Origin of the sequence: Streptomyces sp. NPDC126497 (genome assembly GCF_040302425.1) — a bacterium.
GTDB lineage: Bacteria > Actinomycetota > Actinomycetes > Streptomycetales > Streptomycetaceae > Streptomyces.
This window is the reverse complement of the sequence record NZ_JBEORT010000002.1, coordinates 191,122-210,677: the sequence shown is the minus strand read 5'-3', so window position 1 is coordinate 210,677 and position 19,556 is coordinate 191,122. Positions and strand designations below refer to the sequence as shown.

22 protein-coding genes are annotated in these 19,556 nt (G+C 73.1%); 14 read left to right on the top strand and 8 right to left on the bottom strand.

The features are described 5' to 3' along the window. The first annotated feature begins 245 nt into the window (after window positions 1-245). The 5 genes from ABTY20_RS02120 to ABTY20_RS02100 all read left to right on the top strand — a co-directional run bounded on the left by ABTY20_RS02120 (window position 246) and on the right by ABTY20_RS02100 (window position 4,559). Window positions 246-1,043 (top strand): metallophosphoesterase family protein, encoded by a 798-nt coding sequence (locus tag ABTY20_RS02120; RefSeq protein WP_351995091.1) that lies wholly within the window; start codon window positions 246-248, stop codon window positions 1,041-1,043. Window positions 1,044-1,183: 140 nt separating this feature from the next. Then, the gene (locus tag ABTY20_RS02115) at window positions 1,184-1,627 is read left to right on the top strand and encodes an SRPBCC family protein (protein WP_351995090.1); all 444 of its coding nucleotides are present in this window, start codon (window positions 1,184-1,186) and stop codon (window positions 1,625-1,627) included. Between the two features lie 114 nt (window positions 1,628-1,741). Next, the gene (locus ABTY20_RS02110) at window positions 1,742-2,893 is read left to right on the top strand and encodes an ArsA family ATPase (protein WP_351995089.1); all 1,152 of its coding nucleotides are present in this window, start codon (window positions 1,742-1,744) and stop codon (window positions 2,891-2,893) included. A 57-nt stretch (window positions 2,894-2,950) separates the two neighbouring features. Continuing rightward, the gene (locus tag ABTY20_RS02105) at window positions 2,951-3,469 is read left to right on the top strand and encodes a DUF5304 domain-containing protein (protein WP_351995088.1); all 519 of its coding nucleotides are present in this window, start codon (window positions 2,951-2,953) and stop codon (window positions 3,467-3,469) included. A 136-nt stretch (window positions 3,470-3,605) separates the two neighbouring features. Further along, the gene (locus ABTY20_RS02100) at window positions 3,606-4,559 is read left to right on the top strand and encodes an ROK family glucokinase (protein ID WP_030820524.1); all 954 of its coding nucleotides are present in this window, start codon (window positions 3,606-3,608) and stop codon (window positions 4,557-4,559) included. A gap of 79 nt (window positions 4,560-4,638) precedes the next feature. Here ABTY20_RS02100 and ABTY20_RS02095 read toward each other — a convergent pair whose 3' ends face one another. Both ABTY20_RS02095 and ABTY20_RS02090 read right to left on the bottom strand, forming a co-directional pair. Next, window positions 4,639-5,181, bottom strand: a complete 543-nt coding sequence (locus tag ABTY20_RS02095) for a GNAT family N-acetyltransferase (RefSeq protein ID WP_351995087.1) — start codon at window positions 5,179-5,181, stop codon at window positions 4,639-4,641. Further along, a complete protein-coding gene (locus tag ABTY20_RS02090; RefSeq protein ID WP_351995086.1) occupies window positions 5,178-6,398 on the bottom strand; it encodes an MFS transporter in 1,221 nt (406 codons plus the stop codon). Before ABTY20_RS02090 ends, ABTY20_RS02095 begins: the two co-directional genes overlap by 4 nt. A gap of 92 nt (window positions 6,399-6,490) precedes the next feature. Here ABTY20_RS02090 and ABTY20_RS02085 point away from each other — a divergent pair, with 92 nt between their 5' ends. Beyond that, on the top strand, window positions 6,491-6,973 hold the full coding sequence (locus tag ABTY20_RS02085; protein WP_351995085.1) for an RrF2 family transcriptional regulator: 483 nt from the start codon (window positions 6,491-6,493) through the stop codon (window positions 6,971-6,973). 75 nt (window positions 6,974-7,048) lie between these two features. Beyond that, a complete protein-coding gene (locus tag ABTY20_RS02080; protein WP_351995084.1) occupies window positions 7,049-7,804 on the top strand; it encodes an endonuclease/exonuclease/phosphatase family protein in 756 nt (251 codons plus the stop codon). 6 nt (window positions 7,805-7,810) lie between these two features. Here the strand turns inward: ABTY20_RS02080 and ABTY20_RS02075 are convergent, their stop codons facing one another. Together ABTY20_RS02075 and ABTY20_RS02070 are read right to left on the bottom strand one after the other, a co-directional pair. Further along, window positions 7,811-8,407, bottom strand: a complete 597-nt coding sequence (locus ABTY20_RS02075) for a hypothetical protein (protein ID WP_351995083.1) — start codon at window positions 8,405-8,407, stop codon at window positions 7,811-7,813. Beyond that, the gene (locus tag ABTY20_RS02070; RefSeq protein WP_351995082.1) at window positions 8,400-9,197 is read right to left on the bottom strand and encodes an alpha/beta hydrolase; all 798 of its coding nucleotides are present in this window, start codon (window positions 9,195-9,197) and stop codon (window positions 8,400-8,402) included. The genes ABTY20_RS02075 and ABTY20_RS02070 overlap by 8 nt, the downstream gene beginning before the upstream one ends. Before the next feature lie 190 nt (window positions 9,198-9,387). Here ABTY20_RS02070 and ABTY20_RS02065 point away from each other — a divergent pair, with 190 nt between their 5' ends. The 4 genes from ABTY20_RS02065 (at window position 9,388) to ABTY20_RS02050 (ending at window position 13,222) form a co-directional block, all read left to right on the top strand. Continuing rightward, window positions 9,388-10,194: a lysophospholipid acyltransferase family protein gene (locus ABTY20_RS02065; RefSeq protein WP_351995137.1), complete on the top strand. Its 807-nt coding sequence runs from the start codon at window positions 9,388-9,390 to the stop codon at window positions 10,192-10,194. A gap of 27 nt (window positions 10,195-10,221) precedes the next feature. After that, a complete protein-coding gene (macS, locus tag ABTY20_RS02060; RefSeq protein WP_351995081.1) occupies window positions 10,222-11,460 on the top strand; it encodes a MacS family sensor histidine kinase in 1,239 nt (412 codons plus the stop codon). Then, window positions 11,457-12,146, top strand: coding sequence for a response regulator (locus ABTY20_RS02055; protein ID WP_351995080.1), 690 nt, complete (start codon window positions 11,457-11,459; stop codon window positions 12,144-12,146). Before macS ends, ABTY20_RS02055 begins: the two co-directional genes overlap by 4 nt. 80 nt (window positions 12,147-12,226) lie before the next feature. Further along, complete coding sequence (locus ABTY20_RS02050) at window positions 12,227-13,222, top strand: 2-hydroxyacid dehydrogenase (RefSeq protein WP_351995079.1); 996 nt, start codon at window positions 12,227-12,229, stop codon at window positions 13,220-13,222. Here ABTY20_RS02050 and ABTY20_RS02045 read toward each other — a convergent pair. Further along, window positions 13,174-15,057, bottom strand: coding sequence for an anthranilate synthase family protein (locus ABTY20_RS02045; protein ID WP_351995078.1), 1,884 nt, complete (start codon window positions 15,055-15,057; stop codon window positions 13,174-13,176). The genes ABTY20_RS02050 and ABTY20_RS02045 overlap by 49 nt on opposite strands. Window positions 15,058-15,164: 107 nt before the next feature. Further along, window positions 15,165-15,221, bottom strand: a complete 57-nt coding sequence (locus ABTY20_RS02040; protein ID WP_107062014.1) for a trp operon leader peptide — start codon at window positions 15,219-15,221, stop codon at window positions 15,165-15,167. Between the two features lie 96 nt (window positions 15,222-15,317). Here ABTY20_RS02040 and ABTY20_RS02035 point away from each other — a divergent pair, with 96 nt between their 5' ends. Next, window positions 15,318-16,670 carry a class II 3-deoxy-7-phosphoheptulonate synthase gene (locus tag ABTY20_RS02035; protein ID WP_351995077.1) on the top strand — a complete coding sequence of 451 codons (1,353 nt, stop codon included), beginning with the start codon at window positions 15,318-15,320 and terminating at the stop codon, window positions 16,668-16,670. A 145-nt stretch (window positions 16,671-16,815) separates the two neighbouring features. Next, window positions 16,816-17,052, top strand: coding sequence for a (2Fe-2S)-binding protein (locus ABTY20_RS02030; protein ID WP_351995076.1), 237 nt, complete (start codon window positions 16,816-16,818; stop codon window positions 17,050-17,052). 235 nt (window positions 17,053-17,287) lie between these two features. On the opposite strand, the gene bfr is transcribed toward ABTY20_RS02030, so the two are convergent. Next, window positions 17,288-17,806, bottom strand: coding sequence for a bacterioferritin (gene bfr / locus ABTY20_RS02025; protein WP_351995075.1), 519 nt, complete (start codon window positions 17,804-17,806; stop codon window positions 17,288-17,290). Between the two features lie 184 nt (window positions 17,807-17,990). Between bfr and ABTY20_RS02020 the strand changes: the two genes are divergently transcribed. Next, complete coding sequence (locus tag ABTY20_RS02020; protein WP_351995074.1) at window positions 17,991-18,638, top strand: sulfite oxidase-like oxidoreductase; 648 nt, start codon at window positions 17,991-17,993, stop codon at window positions 18,636-18,638. 13 nt (window positions 18,639-18,651) lie between these two features. Here the strand turns inward: ABTY20_RS02020 and ABTY20_RS02015 are convergent, their stop codons facing one another. Beyond that, window positions 18,652-19,530: a deoxyribonuclease IV gene (locus ABTY20_RS02015; RefSeq protein WP_351995073.1), complete on the bottom strand. Its 879-nt coding sequence runs from the start codon at window positions 19,528-19,530 to the stop codon at window positions 18,652-18,654. Between the last annotated feature and the right edge of the window lie 26 nt (window positions 19,531-19,556).

Sequence of the window (19,556 nt, the reverse complement as noted above, 5' to 3'; positions counted from 1 at the left end):
GTGCGGTCCAAGGCTCGGGCGGGTGCTCGCGAATTCACATGTTGAAATCCCGAGCACGACTGGACTGCCCGGACGTTACCCGTCGGTATGGCTTCTGCGACAGGGGGGCCCGACGAGATGTTCGCTGCGTCACACAGGTGGATGTTTCTTTGCGCACAGTAGTCCACCCCCTCACCGACGAGCCAGTAACCGCAGGTCCGTACGCCATTGTTCCCGCGGACCGCGCGCGCTTACCCTTGATCGCCATGGCACCCACATCAGGCGGAGAGCGGCGCACGCGCGTCCACGTGGTCAGCGACGTGCACGGCAACGCCCGTGACCTGGCCCGGGCGGGCGAGGGCGCCGACGCCCTGATCTGCCTGGGCGACCTGGTGCTCTTCCTCGACTACGCCGACCACTCCCGCGGCATCTTCCCCGACCTGTTCGGCGAGGAGAACACCGACCGCATCGTGGAGCTGCGCACCGCCCGCCGCTTCGAGGAGGCGCGCGAGTTCCAGCGCCGGCTGTGGGCGGGCATCGGCACGGACCGGGCCGCCGCGATCGAGAAGGCGGTGCGCAGGCAGTACGCCGAACTGTTCGCCGCGTTCCCCGTCCCGACGTACGCGACGTACGGCAACGTCGACATGCCGCCCCTGTGGCCGGAGTACGCGGGCCCCGGCACCACCGTGCTGGACGGGCAGCGGGTGGAGATCGGCGGCCGGACCTTCGGCTTCGTCGGCGGCGGCCTGCGCACGCCGATGCGCACGCCGTACGAGATCGACGACGAGGAGTACGCGGCGAAGATCGAGGCCGTGGGCGAGGTCGACGTGCTGTGCACGCACATCCCGCCGGAGGTGCCCGAGCTGGTCTACGACACCGTCGCGCGCCGCTTCGAACGCGGCAGCCGGGCCCTGCTGGACGCCATCCGCCGCACCCGGCCCCGCTACTCCCTGTTCGGACACGTCCACCAGCCGCTGGCGCGGCGGATGCGGATCGGCGCCACCGAGTGCGTGAACGTGGGGCACTTCGCGAGCAGCGGGAAGCCCTGGGCGCTCGAGTGGTGAGGCCGGAAGGGCGCGGATGTCCCAGGTCGGGTGAGTTCCGCCGGTCCGGCGCGCGGTAGCCTTCCGCTGCACGCGCGTGCGCTGTGTGCCCGGCGCACGGCGACGACGACTACCGGCCCGCATCTGGAGGAGCCACGGCGATGGCGGAACACACCAGCTCGAGCATCACGATCGAGGCGGCGGCGGCCGACGTCATGGGGGTGATCGCCGACTTCGCCCGCTATCCGGACTGGACCGGTGAGGTGAAGGAGGCCGAGGTCCTCGCGACCGACGCCGAGGGCCGCGCCGAGCAGGTGCGTCTCGTCATGGACGCCGGCGCGATCAAGGACGACCAGACCCTGGCGTACACCTGGACCGGGCAGCACGAGGTCTCGTGGACCCTGGTGAAGTCCCAGATGCTCCGCTCCCTCGACGGCTCCTACACCCTCACCCCGGCCGCCCCCGGCACCACCGAGGTCACCTACCGCCTCACCGTCGACGTCAAGATCCCCATGCTCGGCATGATCAAGCGCAAGGCCGAGAAGGTCATCATCGACCGCGCCCTGGCCGGCCTGAAGAAGCGCGTGGAGTCGGCCCCGAAGTAGCCGTACGCGGCTGCGGGCCGTCCTGCCCCCCGTGCCCCGAGGGCCCGGGAGGCACCCCGCGGGCGCGGGCGGGCAGAACCCGCCCCCGTCCGGCGTCGGTTACCGTTCACCCCCATGCGCACCCTCCTGATCACGGGCCCCGGCGGCAGCGGCCGCACCACGACCGCCGCCGCCACCGCGCTCGCCGCGGCCCGCGGGGGCGCCCGCACCCTGCTGCTCGGCACCGACCGCACGGACACCCCGGGCGCGGTGCTGGGGGACGGGACCGACCCGCGCCTCACCGTGCGCCGCGTCGACCCCGACACGGACTTCCGCGCCGACCTCGCCGCCCTCCAGGACCGGGCCGCCCCCGCACTGGACCTCCTCGGCGGCGCCCGTCTCGAAGCCGAGGAGATCGCCCCGCTCCCCGGCGCCGAGGAGCTCGCCGTACTGCGCGCCCTGCGCGACGCCACGCTGGCAAAGGACGCGCACGACCTCGTCGTCGTGGACCTCCCGCCCACCCCGCGCGCCCTCTCCCTGCTCGCCCTCCCCGAGGAGCTCCGCCGCTACCTGCGCCGCCTCCTCCCGCCCGAGCGGCAGGCCGCCCGCGCCCTGCGCCCGGTGCTCGGCCGCCTCGCCGGCGTCCCGATGCCCGCCGACTGGCTCTACCGGACGGCGGCCCGCCTGGACCTGCAGCTGGCCGCGGTCGAGGCCGTGCTCGCCGACCGCGACACCGTCGTGCGCCTGGTCGCCGAACCGGGACCGGCCGGCGCCGACGCCGTACGCACCGCCGCCCTCGGACTCGCCCTGCGCGGACTGCGCGCCGACGTGCTGATCGCGAACCGCGTCCTGCCGGAGAGCGACGCGGACGGCTGGCTCGCCGGCCCCGTCGCCCAGCAGCGCAAGACCCTGGAGGAGTGGCGCGAGTCCTACGACGTCCACCCCGTCGCCCACCTGGGCCGCGATCCGCGCGGCGGCGACGACCTGGCCGCACTGGCGGTGCCCGGTGCCGGGGCGGCGCCCGGCACGGTCCCCTGGCCGGTCACCGACCGGCTCGCCGAGGACGGCGTCCTCGTCTGGCACCTCCCCCTCCCCGGCGCCCGCCGCGACGAACTCGACCTGATCCGGCGCGGCGACGAGATCGTCGTCACCGCCGGACCGTTCCGCCGCATCGTCCCGCTGCCCTCCGCGCTGCGCCGCTGCACCGTGGCCGGCGCCGCCCTGCGCGACGGCGAGCTCCGCGTCCGGTTCCGGCCCGATCCGGCGCTGTGGCCGCGCACCCGCTGAAGCGACGGCGCCCGTTCGGGTACCGTCGAAGGGGCCAGCCGTAGTCAGGAGTCCGTCATGAGCGAACAGCTCCCCCCGTCCGACGACACCGGGGACGACACCGTCGACCGGCCGGCGGACGACGCACCGGCGGCCGAGACGCACGCCGACGCCTGGGCGACCGCCGCCGCCGAGGACCTGGAGGCGGAGAAGGCCCGCCGCCGCGACCGGTACGGACCGCCGCCCGGCTCCGCCGCCGAGGAGCTGATGAAGCTCGTCGACGCGGTCGCCGACAAGCTCTCCGGCCTGCGGTCCCCGCTGTTCGGCGCGGTCGGCGGACCCGCCGCCCAGCAGGTGGTGCGGCAGGTCGTCCAGCAGGCGAAGGCCGCCGTCGAACCCGTCATCGAACGCAACCCCGAGGTCTTCGACCACCTCGCCGCCGCCGGCAACGAACTCCTCGCCGCCTACCGTTCCGCCGTACAGGACCAGGAGCGCCGCTGGACGGCCCGCGAGTCCGACCCCCGCGACCTCGACGAGCGCCGCGACCGGGGCGACGACCCCGGCACCGGCCCCGGCGAACACATCGACCTGGACTGACACCACGGTCCCCGGCGGGTCCGGCGGGGTTCCCGTGACCCCCTCCGGACCGCCCAGCGTGCGGACGCCGGGCCCTCGACGGCAGCGCCTCGGGTACCGTTGGCGGTAGCGGGGCTCGACCGGAACTGAGGGATTCATGGGACTCACCATCGGCGTCGACATCGGCGGCACGAAGATCGCGGCCGGCGTGGTCGACGAGGAAGGCAACATCCTCTCGACCCACAAGGTGCCGACCCCGGGCACGCCCGAGGAGATCGTGGACGCCATCGCCTCCGCGGTGGAGGGGGCGCGCACCGGACACGACATCGTCGGCGTGGGCATCGGTGCGGCCGGATACGTCAACCGCCAGCGCTCGACGGTGTACTTCGCGCCCAACATCGACTGGCGCAACGAGCCGCTCAAGGAGAAGGTCGAGGCCCGCACGGGCCTCCCGGTCGTCGTGGAGAACGACGCCAACGCCGCGGCCTGGGGCGAGTACAAGTTCGGCGCGGGCGCCGGCCACCGCAACGTCATCTGCATCACGCTCGGCACCGGTCTCGGCGGCGGCGTGATCATCGGCAACAAGCTGCGGCGCGGCCACTTCGGCGTGGCCGCCGAGTTCGGCCACATCCGCATGGTGCCGGACGGCCTGCTGTGCGGCTGCGGCTCGCAGGGCTGCTGGGAGCAGTACGCCTCCGGCCGCGCTCTCGTCCGCTACGCCAAGCAGCGCGCCAACGCCACCCCGGAGAACGCGGAGACCCTGCTCTCCCTCGGCGACGGCACCCCCGAGGGCATCGAGGGCAAGCACGTCTCCATGGCCGCCCGCCAGGGCGACCGGGTGGCCGTGGACTCCTACCGCGAGCTGGCCCGCTGGGTCGGCGCCGGCCTCGCCGACCTGGCCTCCCTCTTCGACCCCTCCGCGTTCATCGTCGGCGGTGGCCTCTCGGACGAGGGCGAGCTGGTCCTCGGCCCGATCCGCAAGTCCTACAAGCGCTGGCTGGTGGGCGGCAACTGGCGCCCGGTCGCCGACGTCCTCGGCGCCCAGCTCGGCAACAAGGCGGGCCTGGTCGGCGCGGCCGACCTGGCCCGGGAGCCCGACCCGGTCATGTGACCACCCCTGCCCACCCGCACGGCCGCGCCCGCCCGATCCCCTCAGGGGACGGCGGGCGCGGCCGTCGCCGTGGGAGTCGCTACGGCGGCGACAGGAACACGACGACGTCCGTCTCCTCGCCGTGCACGGCCTCGGGTTCCTCCCACCCCCGGCGGCGGTAGAAGGCGAGTGCGTCGTGTGCCCGGTCCCAGGTCAGCAACCAGGATCGGCCGCCGGGCGCGGCGGTGGTGAGGTCGGACAGCAGCCGTCCGCCCAGACCGGTCCCGCGGGCGCGGGGACGAACCCCCAGCTCGTCGACCTCGAAGGAACCGATCAGCAGTTCAGCGACCCGCTCGGCGCCCAGGCGTCGCAGCACCTTGCCGTAGGCCCGGTCCGTGGGGAACGGAGCCCGGGTGGTCCACCCGGTGGCGAACCCCGCCACGGCACCGGACTCGTCCACGGCGAGGACGGCCCGGAACCCGGGGCGATGCACGTCCCCCCTCAGGCGTTCCCGGAAGTCGTGCCGCACGGCGGCCGGGGAGCGGTGGGCCCAGGGCGGAGCGGTGAAGATCTCGACGTAGGCGTCGCCGAGGGCGTCCAGAACGCCGAGGACCGCAGGGCCGGAACCCCGCACGATCCTCATCGCCGCGCCTGCGGGTCGTCGCCGCCGTGCATCCGGGCCACGGGAAGCAGCATCAGGGCGGCCACTCCGCCCAGCAGGCCGAAGGCGAGGTGGAAGTCGCCCGTGGAGTCACGCAGCGCACCCACCAGCACCGGCGCCAGTGCGGCGCAGGCGTAGCCGACGAAGGAGGCCATCGCGCTCATCCGGCCGGCCTCGGCGGAGTCGCGGCTGGACACCACCGGCAGGGTGAGGACGAGGGTGAACAGACCACCGTGGCCGATGCCCAACGCGACGATCCACAGCCACGTCGCCGCGTCCGGGGCGAAGGCCAGGCCCAGGAACCCGACGGCCGTCAGCGAGATGGTCGGCGCCAGGCCCCGGCGCGTGCTCCGGCCCTCACCCAGCAGCGCCGGCACCGCCAGCATGGACACGACCTGGAGGGAGATCATCACGGTCAGCAGCAGGCCGGCCCCCGCGGCGCTGTGGCCACCGTCGTCCTGCAACAGCGCCGCCACCCAGGCCAGTTCGCAGTAGTACAGCGCGGAGTTGCCCGCGGCCAGTGCGGTGACCCGCCATGCCCCGGCGCTGCGCCAGGGCAGACCGCGGGTCACCGGCCCCGACGGCGCGGCGGCGCCGTCCGGCCCGAGGGCGCGTCCGGCCGCGGACCACAGCACGCCGCCGGCCAGCGCCAGGACCGCCCATGAGGCCAGGGCGCCCGGCCAGGAGCCGATCGCCTCGGCCAGCGGCGCGCTGACCCCGGCCGCGACCGCGCCGCCGAGTCCGAGACCGGCCGTGCAGATGCCGGTGACCAGCCCCACCCGGTCGGCGAAGCGGGCCTTGACCACGGCGGGCAGCAGGGTCTGCGCCATCGCGATCCCGGCTCCGGCCGCAGCGGAGCAGCTCAGTTGCAGCCAGGAGGAGGCCCCGGCGGCGCGCGCCGCGGTGGCCAGGGTGATGACGGCCAGCCCCAGCAACACGCCACGGTGCAGCCCGAACCGGCGGGCGACGACCGCGGCGGCGGGCGCGCAGACTCCCATGGCCAGCGTGGGGACGGTGGTCAGCAACGACAGGCCGGTCGCCGATAAGTGCAGGTCCGAGCGGATGCGGTCGGCCAGTGGTGACACCGCCGCGATCGCCGGCCGGAGGTTGGCCGCCGCGACGAACAGCGCTACGGCGGTCAGTCCGAGCGCGGAGCGCGCCGACTGCGCCGAGGCGGCCGGATGGTCCTGGGTGTGCATCGTGGCCCCTTCGGGATGATCTCGGATATCTACTGTCCGCATTGCTATCACAACTCGGATGGAAAATGTCCGGGGACCGCTAGGGTGGTGCCATGAAGCTGTCCAACGGCGTGGAGTGGGCACTGCACGGTTGCGTGACCCTCAGTCAGAGCCGCGGCCCGGTACAGGCCACCAGGCTCGCTGAGCTGCACGGCATCCCGCGGGCCTACCTGGCCAAACACCTGCAGGCACTGTCCCGCGCGGGAATCGTCCACGCGACGGCCGGTCAGGTCGGCGGCTACGTCCTCACCCGGCCCGCGGCCTCGGTCACCATGCTCGAAGTGGTCCGGGCCATCGACGGCGTCGAGCCGGCGTACCGGTGCACGGAGATCCGGCAACGCGGACCGCTGGCCGTCCCCGCCGAGCAGTGCGAACGCCCGTGCGCCATCGCCCGCGCCATGGCGGCGGCGCAGGAGGCGTGGTACCGCGCCCTCGCCGCCGTGTCGATCGCGGACCTGGCCGCCGCCATCGACGGCGACAGCGACGGCACGGCGATGGCGGACGTCCGGCGCTGGCTGGCGGACTCCCACCGCTGACCGCTGCCGGCGGGGCGTCCGTCCGCCCGGCCGGTCCGTCTCCTCGATGTGTCCGGTCGGCGTATCTTGATCCGCATGGCGACGACTCCGCTGCTGCCCGACTCCCGGACCGAGTCCGACGGTTCGGCCGTCATCCGGGTGCTCGGCTACAACATCCGTTCGATGCGGGACGACACCGGCGCCCTCGCGCGGGTGATCACCGCCTGCGCTCCCGACCTCGTCCTGCTCCAGGAGGCGCCGCGGTTCTTCCGCTGGCGCAAGAAGCTGGCCCGGCTCGCCTCACGGACGGGCCTCGTCATCCTCTCCGGGGGCGCCACCGCCGCCGGCCCGGCGATCCTGTGCTCGCTGCGGGCGGCCGTCGAGCGCACCGAGGACGTGCTGCTGCCGCTGACCCCGGGGCAGCACCGGCGCGGGTTCGCCACCGCCGTGGTGCGGTTCGGGGGCGCCCGGCTCGGGGTGCTGAGCTGTCACCTGTCGCTGGAGAGGAACGAGCGGTACGAGCAGGGCGGCATGCTCCTCGACCGGCTCGCCGGGATGGGCGTCGAGCACGCGGTCGCGGGCGGGGACCTCAACGAGCCGCCGGACGGACGCACCTTCCGGCGGCTCGCCGGGTCGCTCACCGACTGCCGGGCCGCCGCTCCCTGGGGCGGTGAGCACACCTGGGTCCGCGGCGGGCCCCACCGGCGGATCGACGCCCTCTTCGCCACCAAGGGCGTCGAGGTGCTGGGCTGCGGGGTCCCGCTCGAACAGCCCGGGGTGAGCGCGGCGGACCTGAGGGCGGCCACGGACCACCTTCCGGTGCTGGCCGCCCTCCGGGTGCCCGCCGCCTGACGGCCCTCAGACCACCGCGCCCCGGCCCGGATCGTCGTCGTCCTCGTCGTCCGTGCGCATGCGCGTCACCAGCGTGGCGAAGCCGCCCAGGAAGCCGCCGATGCACAGGGTGGTCAGCCACCAGGTCATCTCCCAGCCGAGCAGCGTCGCCAGCAGGAGCAGGAGCGGACCGCCGAGCACCCCCAGCCAGGCGAACCTGGAGGTGACGTCGGCATCCGGCAGCGGGGGCGGCTCGGGCGGGACGAAGTGGCCCTCGTCGGACTCGTCGGGGCCGTCGTCCGAGGGCTCGGCCACGCTGTAGTCGCGCGGGCCGCCGACGCCGGGCGCGAAGGAGACGGAACCGCCCAGCGGCTTGGCCGGCTTGTCCTCGGCCTTCCGGGGCGCCTCGGCCTCCACCCCGCCCTCGTTCGTCTCGGGCTCCAGCAGGGCGAGGTCCTCGACCGACTTGAACGGCTTGGCGCCCGGCGGGTCCGGCGGCTCCTCGCCGTACCCGGCGACGATCGCCTCCCACGCGGCGGTCTCGTCGAAGGGGGCCCCCTTCTCCTCGGGCTCGCGGTCCTCACGGCCCTCGCGGTCCTCGCGGTCCGAGTCGTGCTCAGCCACCTGCGGTCGTCCCTTCCTTGCCGAGACCGGGGTCTCCGACGGCGCCGGGCGCGAGCCGGCCGATGAACGCGGTGCTCTCCTGGAAGATCCGCTCCGCGTCATGGTCCAACGTCGCCACGTGGTAGCTCTGTTCCAGCAGGACCTCCGTGACGTCCGCCGACGACACCCGGCCGAGGATCCGCGCCGAGTCCGCCGGCGGCACCACGTGGTCCTGCGGGCTGCGCATGAGCAGCAGGGGCTGGGTGACCCGGGGCAGCTCGCCGTCCACGAGGCGGAAGAAGTTCCGCAGGGAGTGCGCCGCGTGCAGCGGCACCCGGTCGTAGCCGAGCTCCCTGCTCGACGGCCTGGCGATGTCGCTCGCGATGCCCTTCGTCGCCGGGACGAGGTGGCGGAGCACCGGAAGGGCGTGCGCGGCCACCCCGTGCACCTTGTTCGCGGGGTTGACGAGCATCACCCCGCTCACCGCGTCACCGTGCAGCGCGGCCAGCCGCAGCGCCAGCGCGCCGCCCATCGACAGGCCGGCGACGAAGACCCGCTCGCGGTGGTCCAGCAGCAGCCGCAGCGCGCGGTCCACCTCCGCGTACCAGTCCTGCCAGCCGGTGACCGAGAGGTCCTGCCATCGGGTGCCGTGCCCGGGCAGCAGCGGCAGCGAGACGGTCAGACCACGTGCGGCGAGATGCTCCGCCCAGGGGCGCAGCGACTGCGGTGAACCGGTGAAGCCGTGGCAGAGGAGGACGGCGGTCTCCCCGCCCTCGTGGCGGAACGGCTCGGCTCCGGTCAGGAGCGGCACCTTCGGCCTCCTGTTCGTAGGAAGGGGCTGGCACGTCACGATGATCGCGGCAGGCGCCGCACACGGGTTGCAGGACCTTCACCGTACGCGACCGCACTGACACCGACCAGGGCCGTCGGGCCCTCGGGCGTCGCTCCGGGATATGGTCTGACCAACACGCACAGGAGGCACTCGGTTGTTGTACGGCACGATGAAGGTCGCCATCGGAGGGCCGTTGAAGCTCGCCTTCAGGCCCTGGGTGGAGGGCCTGGAGAACATCCCCGCCGAGGGCCCGGCCGTCCTGGCCAGCAACCACCTGTCGTTCTCCGACTCCTTCTTCCTGCCGGCCGTACTGGACCGCAAGGTCACCTTCATCGCCAAGGCCGAGTACTTCACCACCCCGGGCGTGAAGGGCCGGCTGACGGCCGCCTTCTTCAAGGGCGTGGGCCAGCTCCCGGTGGACCGCTCCGGCGCGCGCGGCGCGGGCGAGGCGGCGATCAGGAGCGGCATAGAGGTGCTGCAGCGCGGTGAGCTGTTCGGGATCTACCCGGAGGGCACCCGCTCGCCCGACGGCCGTCTCTACCGGGGCAAGCCGGGCGGCCTCGCGCGCGTGGCGCTGGCCACCGGGGCGCCCGTGATCCCGGTCGCGATGATCGACACGGAGAAGATCCAGCCGCCCGGACAGGTGATGCCGAAGCTGATGCGGCCCGGCATCCGGATCGGCCGGCCGCTGGACTTCACCCGCTACCAGGGCATGGAGCACGACCGCTTCGTGCTGCGCGCGGTGACCGACGAGGTCATGTACGAGATCATGAAGCTGTCCGGCCAGGAGTACGTCGACGTCTACGCCACCGCCATGAAGCGTCAGCTCTCGGAGGCGGCCAAGGCCGAGAAGGAGGCGGAGCGGGCGGCGAAGGCCGCGCTCGCCCGCGCGGAGAGGGAACAGGCCGAGAAGCTGAAGGCCGCGATGGAGCAGGCCGGCCGGGAGCGGCCGAACGGACGACGGTCCGACCCCTAGACGGGGCCCAGGGGGGAGTTGGGGGACATGACCAGGCGCGAGCGAGTCATGCGCATGTCGGTCGAGCAGCCGCTGTGGCGCGCGCTCACCGGTTACCGGGTCCTCGCCCTGGTGTACGCGATCGGCCTGTTCGCCACCGCCTACGAGGAGTTCCCCCGCCCCTGGCCGGCCGTCGGCTACTTCGCCGTCCTCACGGTGTGGACCCTGGCCACCCTGCCCAGGACCGCGGGCGAGGCCGCCTGCACCAAGCGCTTCCTCACCGCCGACCTGACCATCGCGCTCGTCGGCATCCTGCTCACGCCCCTCGCCGACGCGCCCGAGCGCATCCACGAGGGCGGCCCGACCCTGCCGTCCATCTGGACCGCCGGATCGGTGCTCGCCTTCGCCATCAAGGGCGGCTGGCGCTGGGCGGCCCTCGCCTCCACCCTCGTCGCCGTCGCCAACCTGATCGAGCGCGGCACCCCCGCCCGCGACACCGTGCACAACGTGATCCTCGTGTGGGTCGCCTCCATCGCCATCGGCTACGTCGTCGAGGTCGCCCGCGCCTCCGAGCGCACCCTGGCCCGCGCCCTGGAGATCGAGGCCGCGACCAGGGAGCGGGAGCGGCTCGCGCGGGACATCCACGACAGCGTGCTCCAGGTGCTGGCCATGGTGCAGCGGCGCGGCGCGGTGATCGGCGGGGAGGCCGCCGAACTGGGCCGGCTGGCCGGGGAGCAGGAGATCGCCCTGCGCACCCTGGTCTCCGGCGGGCTCGTCCCCGTCTCCCGGGCCTCGGAGGACGCCGCCGAGGGCGCCGTCGTGCGGGCCGTGGACGAGGACGACACCGCAGGCGACGAGCCGGTCGACCTGCGCACCCTGCTCGCCCCCTACGCCGGGTCCCTGGTCAGCCTCGCCGAGCCGGGAGCACCGGTGCGGCTGGCGCCGGCCGCCGCGCGGGAGGTGGCCGCCGCCGTCGGGGCCGCCCTGGACAACGTCCGCCGGCACGCCGGACGGGAGGCACGCGCCTGGATCCTGGTCGAGGACGAGCCGGACGAGGTGATCGTCACCGTCCGCGACGACGGCCCCGGCATCCCCGAGGGCCGGCTCGCCCAGGCCGAGGGCGAGGGCCGGCTCGGCGTGGCCCTGTCCATCCGGGGCCGGCTGCGCGACCTCGGCGGAAGCGCGGACCTGATCTCGGTGCCGGGGCAGGGCACGGAGGTCGAACTGAAGGTGCCCAAGGGCGCGAAGGAAGCGGATCACCCGCGGGGGAAGGCGGAACGGCGATGACGGACGGCACCGGGAACCACGAGGACCCGATCGAGGTCATGGTGGTCGACGACCACCCCATGTGGCGCGACGCCGTCGCCCGCGACCTCTCCGAGTCGGGCTTCGAGGTCGTCGCCACCGCCGGCGACGGCGACCAGGCGGTGCGCCGCGCCAAGGCCGTCGTGCCCGACGTCCTCGTCCTCGACCTGAACCTGCCCGGCAAGCCGGGCGTCCAGGTCTGCAAGGAGGTCGTCGCCGCGAACCCCGCGGTCCGGGTGCTCGTGCTCTCGGCGAGCGGCGAGCACGCCGACGTCCTGGAGGCGGTGAAGTCCGGCGCCACCGGCTACCTGCTGAAGTCCGCCTCCACCGAGGAGCTGCGGGACGCGGTGCGCCGTACGGCCGTCGGCGACCCGGTGTTCACCCCCGGCCTGGCCGGACTGGTCCTCGGCGAGTACCGCCGCCTCGCCTCCGAACCGGCGGGGCCCGCCCCCGCCGGCGAACCGGGGGCGCCCCGGCTGACCGACCGCGAGACCGAGGTGCTGCGCCTGGTCGCCAAGGGCCTCAGCTACAAGCAGATCGCCGAACGGCTCGTCATCTCCCACCGCACGGTGCAGAACCACGTGCAGAACACCCTCGGCAAGCTCCAGCTGCACAACCGCGTCGAGCTCGTCCGCTACGCCATAGAGCGCGGCCTCGACGACGTGTAGAGCGCCCCCGTGCCTGCCCCGAACGGCTCAGGGACACCCGTATATTCGCGCGTACGGCAACACAACCCCCGGAGGGAACCGTGGAGATCCTGGCGTTCGGAGTGCAGGCCGACGAGAAGCCCCTGGTGGAGCGGGCCTTCGCGGGTCACCACGAGGTGCGCGGCCTCGACGTCTTCCTCAACGCGGACACCGCCCCCATCGCCGCCGGCCACGAGGTCATCTCCACCAGCGTCAACTGCGACCTCGGCGCCGAGGTGCTCTCCGACCTCGCGGCCGGCGGCACCCGGATGGTCGCCCAGCGCTCCACCGGCTTCAACAACATCGACCTGGAGGTCGCCGAACGGCTCGGCATGACGATCGCCCGGGTGTCGTCCTACTCGCCCCACTCGGTCGCCGAGTTCGCCTGGACGCTCGCCATGGCCGTCAACCGCCGGGTGGTCCGCGCCTCCACCCGCACCCGCGACTTCGACTTCCGGCTCGACGGACTGATGGGCCGCGACCTGCACGGCCGCACCGCCGGGATCCTCGGCACCGGGAAGATCGGCGAGGCGTTCGCCCGGATCGCCCGCGGCTTCGGCATGCGGCTGCTCGGCTGGGACGTCGTCGAGAACCCCGCCTGCCTGGACCTCGGCATGACCTACGTCCCCAAGGAGCGGCTCCTCGCCGAGTCCGACCTGATCAGCCTGCACGTCCCGCTGCTGCCCGCGACCCAGCACCTCATCGACGCCGACGCGCTGAAGACGATGCGGGACGACGCGATCCTGGTGAACTCCAGCCGGGGCGGCCTCATCGACACCGCGGCCCTCGTCACCGAGCTGCGCGCCGGCCGCTTCACGGGCGTCGGCCTGGACGTGTACGAGGCGGAGGCGGGCCTGTTCTTCCTCGACAAGTCCCTGGAGGCCGTCGACGACGACACCCTGGCCCGCCTCGTCACGTTCCCCAACGTGCTGGTGACGTCCCACCAGGCGTACTACACCGTGGACGCCGTCGGGCAGATCGTCGAGACCACGGTGAACAACGTCCTCGACTACACCGCCGGCCGCCGCTCCGAGAACGTCCTGGTGCCCCGCAGCTGACCCACCAGCTCGCGGACGATCGCCGCGCCGTTCAGGGTCAGCACCGACTCGGGGTGGAACTGCACCCCGGCGAAGCCCTCCCCGCGCAGCGCGTGCACCTCGCCGTTCGCGGCGCGGCTCACCTCGACGCCGTGCGCGGCCAGCTCCCGCGCGGCGTCCTCGTCGCAGCGCGCCACGAAGCTGTTGTAGAAGCCGACCGTCTCCGGCCGCCCGAACAGGTCGATCCCGGTCTGCGCCCCCTGGTACGGCACCTCCTTGCGGACGATCTCCAGGCCCAGCTCGGCCGCGATCAGCTCGTGGCCGAGGCAGACGCCGAGGACACCGTGCCGCGCGTGGGGGAGGAGCACGTCGGCGGTCAGCGCGCGCAGGAACCGCATCTTCGGGTCGGCCGTGTCGGACGGGTCGCCCGGACCGGGGCCCAGCACCAGCGGACCCTCGTGCGCCAGGACCGTCTCCCGCAGCCCGGGCTCGTCGTAGCGCCGGACGGTCACGTCCAGCCCGGCGGCGCGCAGCAGGTGGGCGAGCATCGCGGTGAAGGTGTCCTCCCCGTCGACGACCAGGGCGTGCCCGGCCGGCGCGTCCGGCCGCTCCTGCATCCGCAGCCAGAACGGCGCCAGGGAGGCCCGCCGCGCGTCCAGCGCCGCCCGCACCCGGGGGTCGTCGGCCAGCTTCGGCCGCACGGACTCCCCGCGCGGGCGCCCGGGGCGCACCCCCAGCGCGGCCAGCACCCCGGCCGCCTTGGCGTGGGTCTCCGCGACCTCGCCCGCCGGGTCCGAGCCGCGCACCAGCGTGGCCCCGACCGGCACCCGCAGCCGTCCGGACGCGTCGATGTCGGCGGTGCGGATCAGGATGGGGGAGTCCAGCGTCTGGGCCCCGCCCTCGTCGCGGCCGACGAGGGCCAGCGCGCCCGCGTAGTAGCGGCGCCCGCCCACCTCGTGCCGTTCGATCACCCGGCAGGCGTTCTGCACCGGCGACCCGGTCACGGTCGCCGCGAACATGGTCTCCCTCAGCACCTCCCGCACGTCCAGCGAGGACCGGCCGCGCAGCTCGTACTCGGTGTGCGCGAGGTGCGCCATCTCCTTCAGCCGGGGCCCGACCACGACCCCGCCCATGTCGCCGACGGTGCACATCATCTTGAGCTCCTCGTCGACGACCATCGACAGCTCCTCGATCTCCTTGCCGTCGGCGAGGAACTCCAGCAGGTGCTCCGGGGTCGGCCCCCCGTCCGGATAGCGGTAGGTGCCACTGATCGGGTTCATCACGACCGTCCCGCCGGCCGCCCGGACGTGCACCTCGGGGCTCGCCCCGACCAGCGTCCGGTCCCCGGTGTGGACGACGAACGTCCAGTACGCGCCCCGCTCGCCCTCGAGGAGGCGCCGGAACAGCGCCAGCGCGTCGGCCCGCCCGAACCCGGGGATCCCGCCCTCGTACGTCCGCCGGATCACGAAGTTGGCGCCCTCGCCCCGCCCGATCTCCTCGTCGAGGACCCGTCCGACGATCCGCGCGTACTCCTCGTCGCCGACGTCGAAGCCGCCGCCCTCCACCCGGACGTCGTGGGCGGGGAGCCGGTCGAGGGCCTCGGCGAGCGGGATCTCGTACCGCTCCTCGGGCGTCAGCACCAGCAGCGGGGTGCCGTCGTCGCGGACGTCGAAGCCGCGCTCGCGGATCTGCCGGAAGGGGACCACCGCCAGGCACTCGTCGGGCAGGTCGGCCAGGCGGTCACGGGTGCCGGCCGGGCCGACCAGCAGCTCGACCACGTCGTGATCGTGGCCCGGCGTGCGGCGGCGCAGCAGGGCGAAGGGGCGGTCGTCGTGCGGGAGCTGTGCCAGGTCCATGGTGGGTGTCCCTCGTCTCGTCGCTGTCGTGAGCGTGAGGAACGACCCCGGGAAACGCCGAAGGCCGCCCCTCGGGCGGCCTTCGCGCAGTCTGTGCGTACGCGCAGTCAGTGGGCCGCCGGAGAAGCGGGCCACCACCAGTTCTGGGTCGAGTGCGCGAACATGCGACGCACCCTACCCCATGTCCACGGAACGTATCCCGTGTCTCACTTTCTGGGCACGGCCCGGTGGCCGCGAAAGCACCCCGTAGTGTGGAGGGCGTGACCGTGAACGCTAAGCCCAGCGCGAGCGCTGGCAACACCTGGCGAGACCTGCCCGCGGCGCAGCAGCCCGAGTACCCCGATGCCGAGGCTCTGCGCGATGTGATCGCGGACCTCGAGTCGTATCCGCCGCTCGTCTTCGCGGGCGAGTGCGACCAGCTGCGCGCCCGGATGGCGTCCGTCGCCAAGGGAGAGGCGTTCCTCCTCCAGGGCGGCGACTGTGCCGAGGCCTTCGACGCCGTGTCCGCCGATCACATCCGCAACAAGCTCAAGACGCTGCTCCAGATGGGCGCCGTGCTGACGTACGCGGCCTCGGTGCCGGTCGTGAAGGTCGGCCGGATCGCCGGCCAGTACTCCAAGCCGCGCTCCAAGCCCACCGAGACCCGTGACGGCGTGACGCTGCCCACCTACCGGGGCGACTCCGTCAACGGGTTCGACTTCACCGAAGAGGCCCGGATCCCGGACCCCGAGCGGCTGAAGCGGATGTACCACGCGTCGGCGTCCACGCTGAACCTGGTGCGCGCCTTCACCACCGGCGGCTACGCCGACCTGCGCCAGGTGCACGCCTGGAACCAGGACTTCGTGAAGTCGTCGCCGTCCGGCCAGCGCTACGAGCAGCTCGCCCGCGAGATCGACAACGCGCTGAACTTCATGCGGGCCTGCGGCACCGATCCGGAGGAGTTCAAGACCGTCGAGTTCTTCTCCTCGCACGAGGCGCTGCTGCTCGACTACGAGTCCGCGCTCACCCGCGTCGACTCGCGCACCGGACAGCTCTACGACGTCTCCGCGCACATGGTGTGGATCGGCGAGCGCACCCGGCAGCTGGACCACGCGCACATCGAGTTCGCCTCGAGGATCCGCAACCCGATCGGCATCAAGCTCGGCCCGAGCACCACGGCCGAGGAGGCGCTGCAGTACATCGAGCGCCTCGACCCCGAGCGCGAGCCCGGCCGGCTGACCTTCATCGTCCGGATGGGCGCGGACAAGATCCGCGACAAGCTGCCCGAGCTGGTCGAGAAGGTCACCGCGTCCGGCGCCACGGTGGCCTGGGTGACCGACCCGATGCACGGCAACACCTTCGAGGCGGCCTCCGGCCACAAGACCCGCCGCTTCGACGACGTGCTCGACGAGGTCAAGGGCTTCTTCGAGGTCCACAAGGGGCTCGGCACCCACCCGGGCGGCATCCACGTGGAGCTCACCGGCGACGACGTCACCGAGTGCGTGGGCGGCGGTGACGAGATCTTCGTCGACGATCTGCACCAGCGCTACGAGACGGCCTGCGACCCGCGGCTCAACCGCAGCCAGTCGCTGGACCTGGCCTTCCTGGTCGCGGAGATGTACCGCGACCAGTAGCCGGTGACACCGGCCGCAGGGGTGGGGCGCGTATCACACGGGACGGCGCCCCACCCCGCTTCTGTGCCCTCCGGGCGAAAGGTAAGGTTAGGTTAGCCTCACCGACCAGGGGTCGGTCCGGCTCGACCAGGTACTTCCCCGGGAGGTGAACCGCGTGTTCGTCTGCAGTTGCTTCGGTGTGACCGAGGAACAGGTGAGGAGTCACGCGGACGCCGGAGCGTGCACGCCCCGGCAGATCGCCTCCGCCTGCAAGGCGGGCACCGACTGCGGCGGCTGTGTGCGGCGCATCCAGGCGCTGCTCGGCCGCGGCGCCTGTCCGCGCCGGCAGCCGGCCGACGGGGCCGGGCAGCCGCTGACGGCCGAGCTCCCCGAAGCGGCCTGAGGGCCGGTCGGCGCACCTGGGGCCCGTCCGGCGGATCATGCCGGGGACGCGGGGCCCGGGACGCCCGTCCGCGGCGTTGTCGTCGGTCGCCGGCTCCCCCGCGCCCGGCTGCCCCCGCGCGGGGGGAGCCCCCTCGCGTCGTCGCCCTCCTCCGCCGTGCGGCCGGACCCACCGGGCCCCGCTCACCCGGGCCGTGGAGCACCGTCGGTTCCCTCCGACCCGATCCGCCGGACAGCTAGTGCGTCGAGAAGCCGCCCGTCCCCGGACCCGACGAATCCGGCTGGGACTGCTGGACGACCGTCGACAGGTACAGCGCCTCGCCCATCTTCTCGATCAGTTCCAGCTGGGTGTCCAGGTAGTCGATGTGGTGCTCCTCGTCGGCCAGGATCGCCTCGAAGACGTTGGCCGACGTGATGTCGCCCTTGGTGCGCATGACCTCCACTCCGCGGCGCAGCCGGTCGATCGCCTCGAGCTCGATCTCCCGGTCGGCCTGGAACATCTCGGTCACGGTCTGCCCGACCCGGACGTGGAACAGCCGCTGGTAGTTCGGCAGGCCGTCGAGCAGCAGGATGCGGTCGGTGAGCAGCTCGGCGTGGCGCATCTCGTCGAAGGACTCGGCGCGCGTGTACTCCGCGAGTTTCGTCCAGCCCTTGTGGTCCTGCAGCTTCGAGTGCAGGAAGTACTGGTTGATCGCCGTGAGCTCGGCGGTCAGCTGTTCGTTGAGGAATTCGATGACCTCGGGGTCGCCCTGCATCGCATGGGCTCCTTCCGCGCGGGGGGACTGGCCGGTTGGGGCGCATGATTGCACCGACGGAGAAGATCGTCCAGTAAGTCATTACTTAGTAAGTAAGGCCGTGCTTGGCAGGTTGTGTGCCTGTTTGACCGAATCTGCCGGGCCCGGTTCGGGAGCATCGCCACCGGTCTGTCAGGATGGAGGCATGGGGCAGCCGGCGGAACGCGAATCGGGGGAGCGCACAGCAGGAGGAGCGGCGCATCTCGAGCTCCCGCCGGGACAGCGACTGCAGAGGGGCTGGCCGGTCACGCACTACGGACCGGTCCCCAAGTTCCGGCCCGAGCGCTGGGAGTTCCGGGTCTTCGGCGCCACCGCCGACGGCGCGAAGCACTCCTGGAACCACGAGGAGTTCACGGCCCTGCCGTACACCACCGTCGAGGCCGATCTGCACTGCGTCACCAAGTTCAGCATGGTCGGCGCCGAGTGGGGCGGGATCCCGGCGCGCACCGTCGTGGACATCGCCCCGCCCGCGCCGGACGTCACCCATGTGATGGTCTGGGCGGAGTACGGTTTCAGCTCCAACCTGCGGCTGGCCGACTTCACCTCCGAACGGGCCCTCTTCGCCACCCACAAGGACGGCGAGCTGCTCACCGCCGAGCACGGCTTCCCGCTGCGGCTGATCGTCCCCCATCTGTACGCGTGGAAGGGCCCCAAGTGGGTCCGCGGCGTGGAGTACATGACCGCCGACCGCCGGGGCTTCTGGGAGGAGCGCGGCTACCACAACATCGGCGATCCCTGGAAGGAGCAGCGCTACTCCTACCAGGAGGAGCCCGGGGAGGGTCCCGAGCTCTGACCCGGAGAGCTCCTCAGGCGTCCCGGAGCTTCTTCAGCCGCTCCACGTCCGCCGCGTGCCCCTCCTTGCCGCCGGGCGTCTCGATGACCAGCGGTACGCCCTCGGTCGCCGGGTGCGTCATCAGCGCCCGGAACGGGTCCTCGCCGATGTGCCCGGCGCCGATGTTGGCGTGCCGGTCCTTGTGCGCGCCGACCACGTCCAGGGAGTCGTTGGCGTGGATCAGCTTCAGCCGGCCCTCGCCGACGGTGTCCACCAGCAGGTCCAGCGTCCGGTGCATCCCGTCCGACCCGGTCAGGTCGTGGCCGGCCGCGAAGATGTGGCAGGTGTCCAGACAGACGCCCAGCTTCGGATGGGCGTCCAGCGCCTCGAAGTACGGCCCGAAGTCCCAGGTCCGCGAGCACAGTGAGGAGCCCTGTCCGGCCGTCGACTCCAGCAGCAGGAACGGGTCGTCGTCACGGGTGAGCTCGTCGAGCAGCGGCAGCACGTGCTCCCGCACCTGCCGCAGCGCCACCGCCCGCTCCCGGCCGCCGGTCGCGCTGCCCGTGTGCACCACCACGCCCAGCGCGCCGATCTCCCGGCCGCGCCGCAGCGAGTGCCGCAGCGACTCCACGGACCGCTCGACGGTCGCCTCGGTGTGGGACCCGAAGTTGATCAGGTAGGGGGCGTGCACATACGCCGGGATCGACGCCTGAGCGCAGGCCGCGCGGAACGCCTCGTCCTGCTTCGGGTTGCCGGCCGGGGTGGCCCAGCCGCGCGGGTTGGCGACGAAGACCTGCACCGCCTCGGCGTTCAGCTCACGGGCGTAGGACAGGCCGACGGAGTGCAGGCCGCCGGCCACGGGGACGTGGCCGCCGACCGGGTTGCGGGCGGGGCCGGACAGGTGACTCTTCACCCCTCAAGGGTGTCACGCGCGCGGGC

Excerpts from the sequence above, each read along its gene's own strand:
- ABTY20_RS02080 (WP_351995084.1), top strand. The coding sequence starts at position 7,049 with ATGGCGACGACTCCGCTGCTGCCCGACTCCCGGACCGAGTCCGACGGT.
- ABTY20_RS02115 (WP_351995090.1), top strand. The coding sequence starts at position 1,184 with ATGGCGGAACACACCAGCTCGAGCATCACGATCGAGGCGGCGGCGGCC.
- ABTY20_RS02095 (WP_351995087.1), bottom strand. The coding sequence starts at position 5,181 with ATGAGGATCGTGCGGGGTTCCGGCCCTGCGGTCCTCGGCGTTCTGGAC.
- ABTY20_RS02110 (WP_351995089.1), top strand. The coding sequence starts at position 1,742 with ATGCGCACCCTCCTGATCACGGGCCCCGGCGGCAGCGGCCGCACCACG.
- ABTY20_RS02090 (WP_351995086.1), bottom strand. The coding sequence starts at position 6,398 with ATGCACACCCAGGACCATCCGGCCGCCTCGGCGCAGTCGGCGCGCTCC.
- bfr (WP_351995075.1), bottom strand. The coding sequence starts at position 17,806 with ATGCAGGGCGACCCCGAGGTCATCGAATTCCTCAACGAACAGCTGACC.
- ABTY20_RS02045 (WP_351995078.1), bottom strand. The coding sequence starts at position 15,057 with ATGGACCTGGCACAGCTCCCGCACGACGACCGCCCCTTCGCCCTGCTG.
- ABTY20_RS02085 (WP_351995085.1), top strand. The coding sequence starts at position 6,491 with ATGAAGCTGTCCAACGGCGTGGAGTGGGCACTGCACGGTTGCGTGACC.
- ABTY20_RS02020 (WP_351995074.1), top strand. The coding sequence starts at position 17,991 with ATGGGGCAGCCGGCGGAACGCGAATCGGGGGAGCGCACAGCAGGAGGA.
- ABTY20_RS02105 (WP_351995088.1), top strand. The coding sequence starts at position 2,951 with ATGAGCGAACAGCTCCCCCCGTCCGACGACACCGGGGACGACACCGTC.
- macS (WP_351995081.1), top strand. The coding sequence starts at position 10,222 with ATGACCAGGCGCGAGCGAGTCATGCGCATGTCGGTCGAGCAGCCGCTG.
- ABTY20_RS02065 (WP_351995137.1), top strand. The coding sequence starts at position 9,388 with ATGAAGGTCGCCATCGGAGGGCCGTTGAAGCTCGCCTTCAGGCCCTGG.
- ABTY20_RS02055 (WP_351995080.1), top strand. The coding sequence starts at position 11,457 with ATGACGGACGGCACCGGGAACCACGAGGACCCGATCGAGGTCATGGTG.
- ABTY20_RS02120 (WP_351995091.1), top strand. The coding sequence starts at position 246 with ATGGCACCCACATCAGGCGGAGAGCGGCGCACGCGCGTCCACGTGGTC.
- ABTY20_RS02100 (WP_030820524.1), top strand. The coding sequence starts at position 3,606 with ATGGGACTCACCATCGGCGTCGACATCGGCGGCACGAAGATCGCGGCC.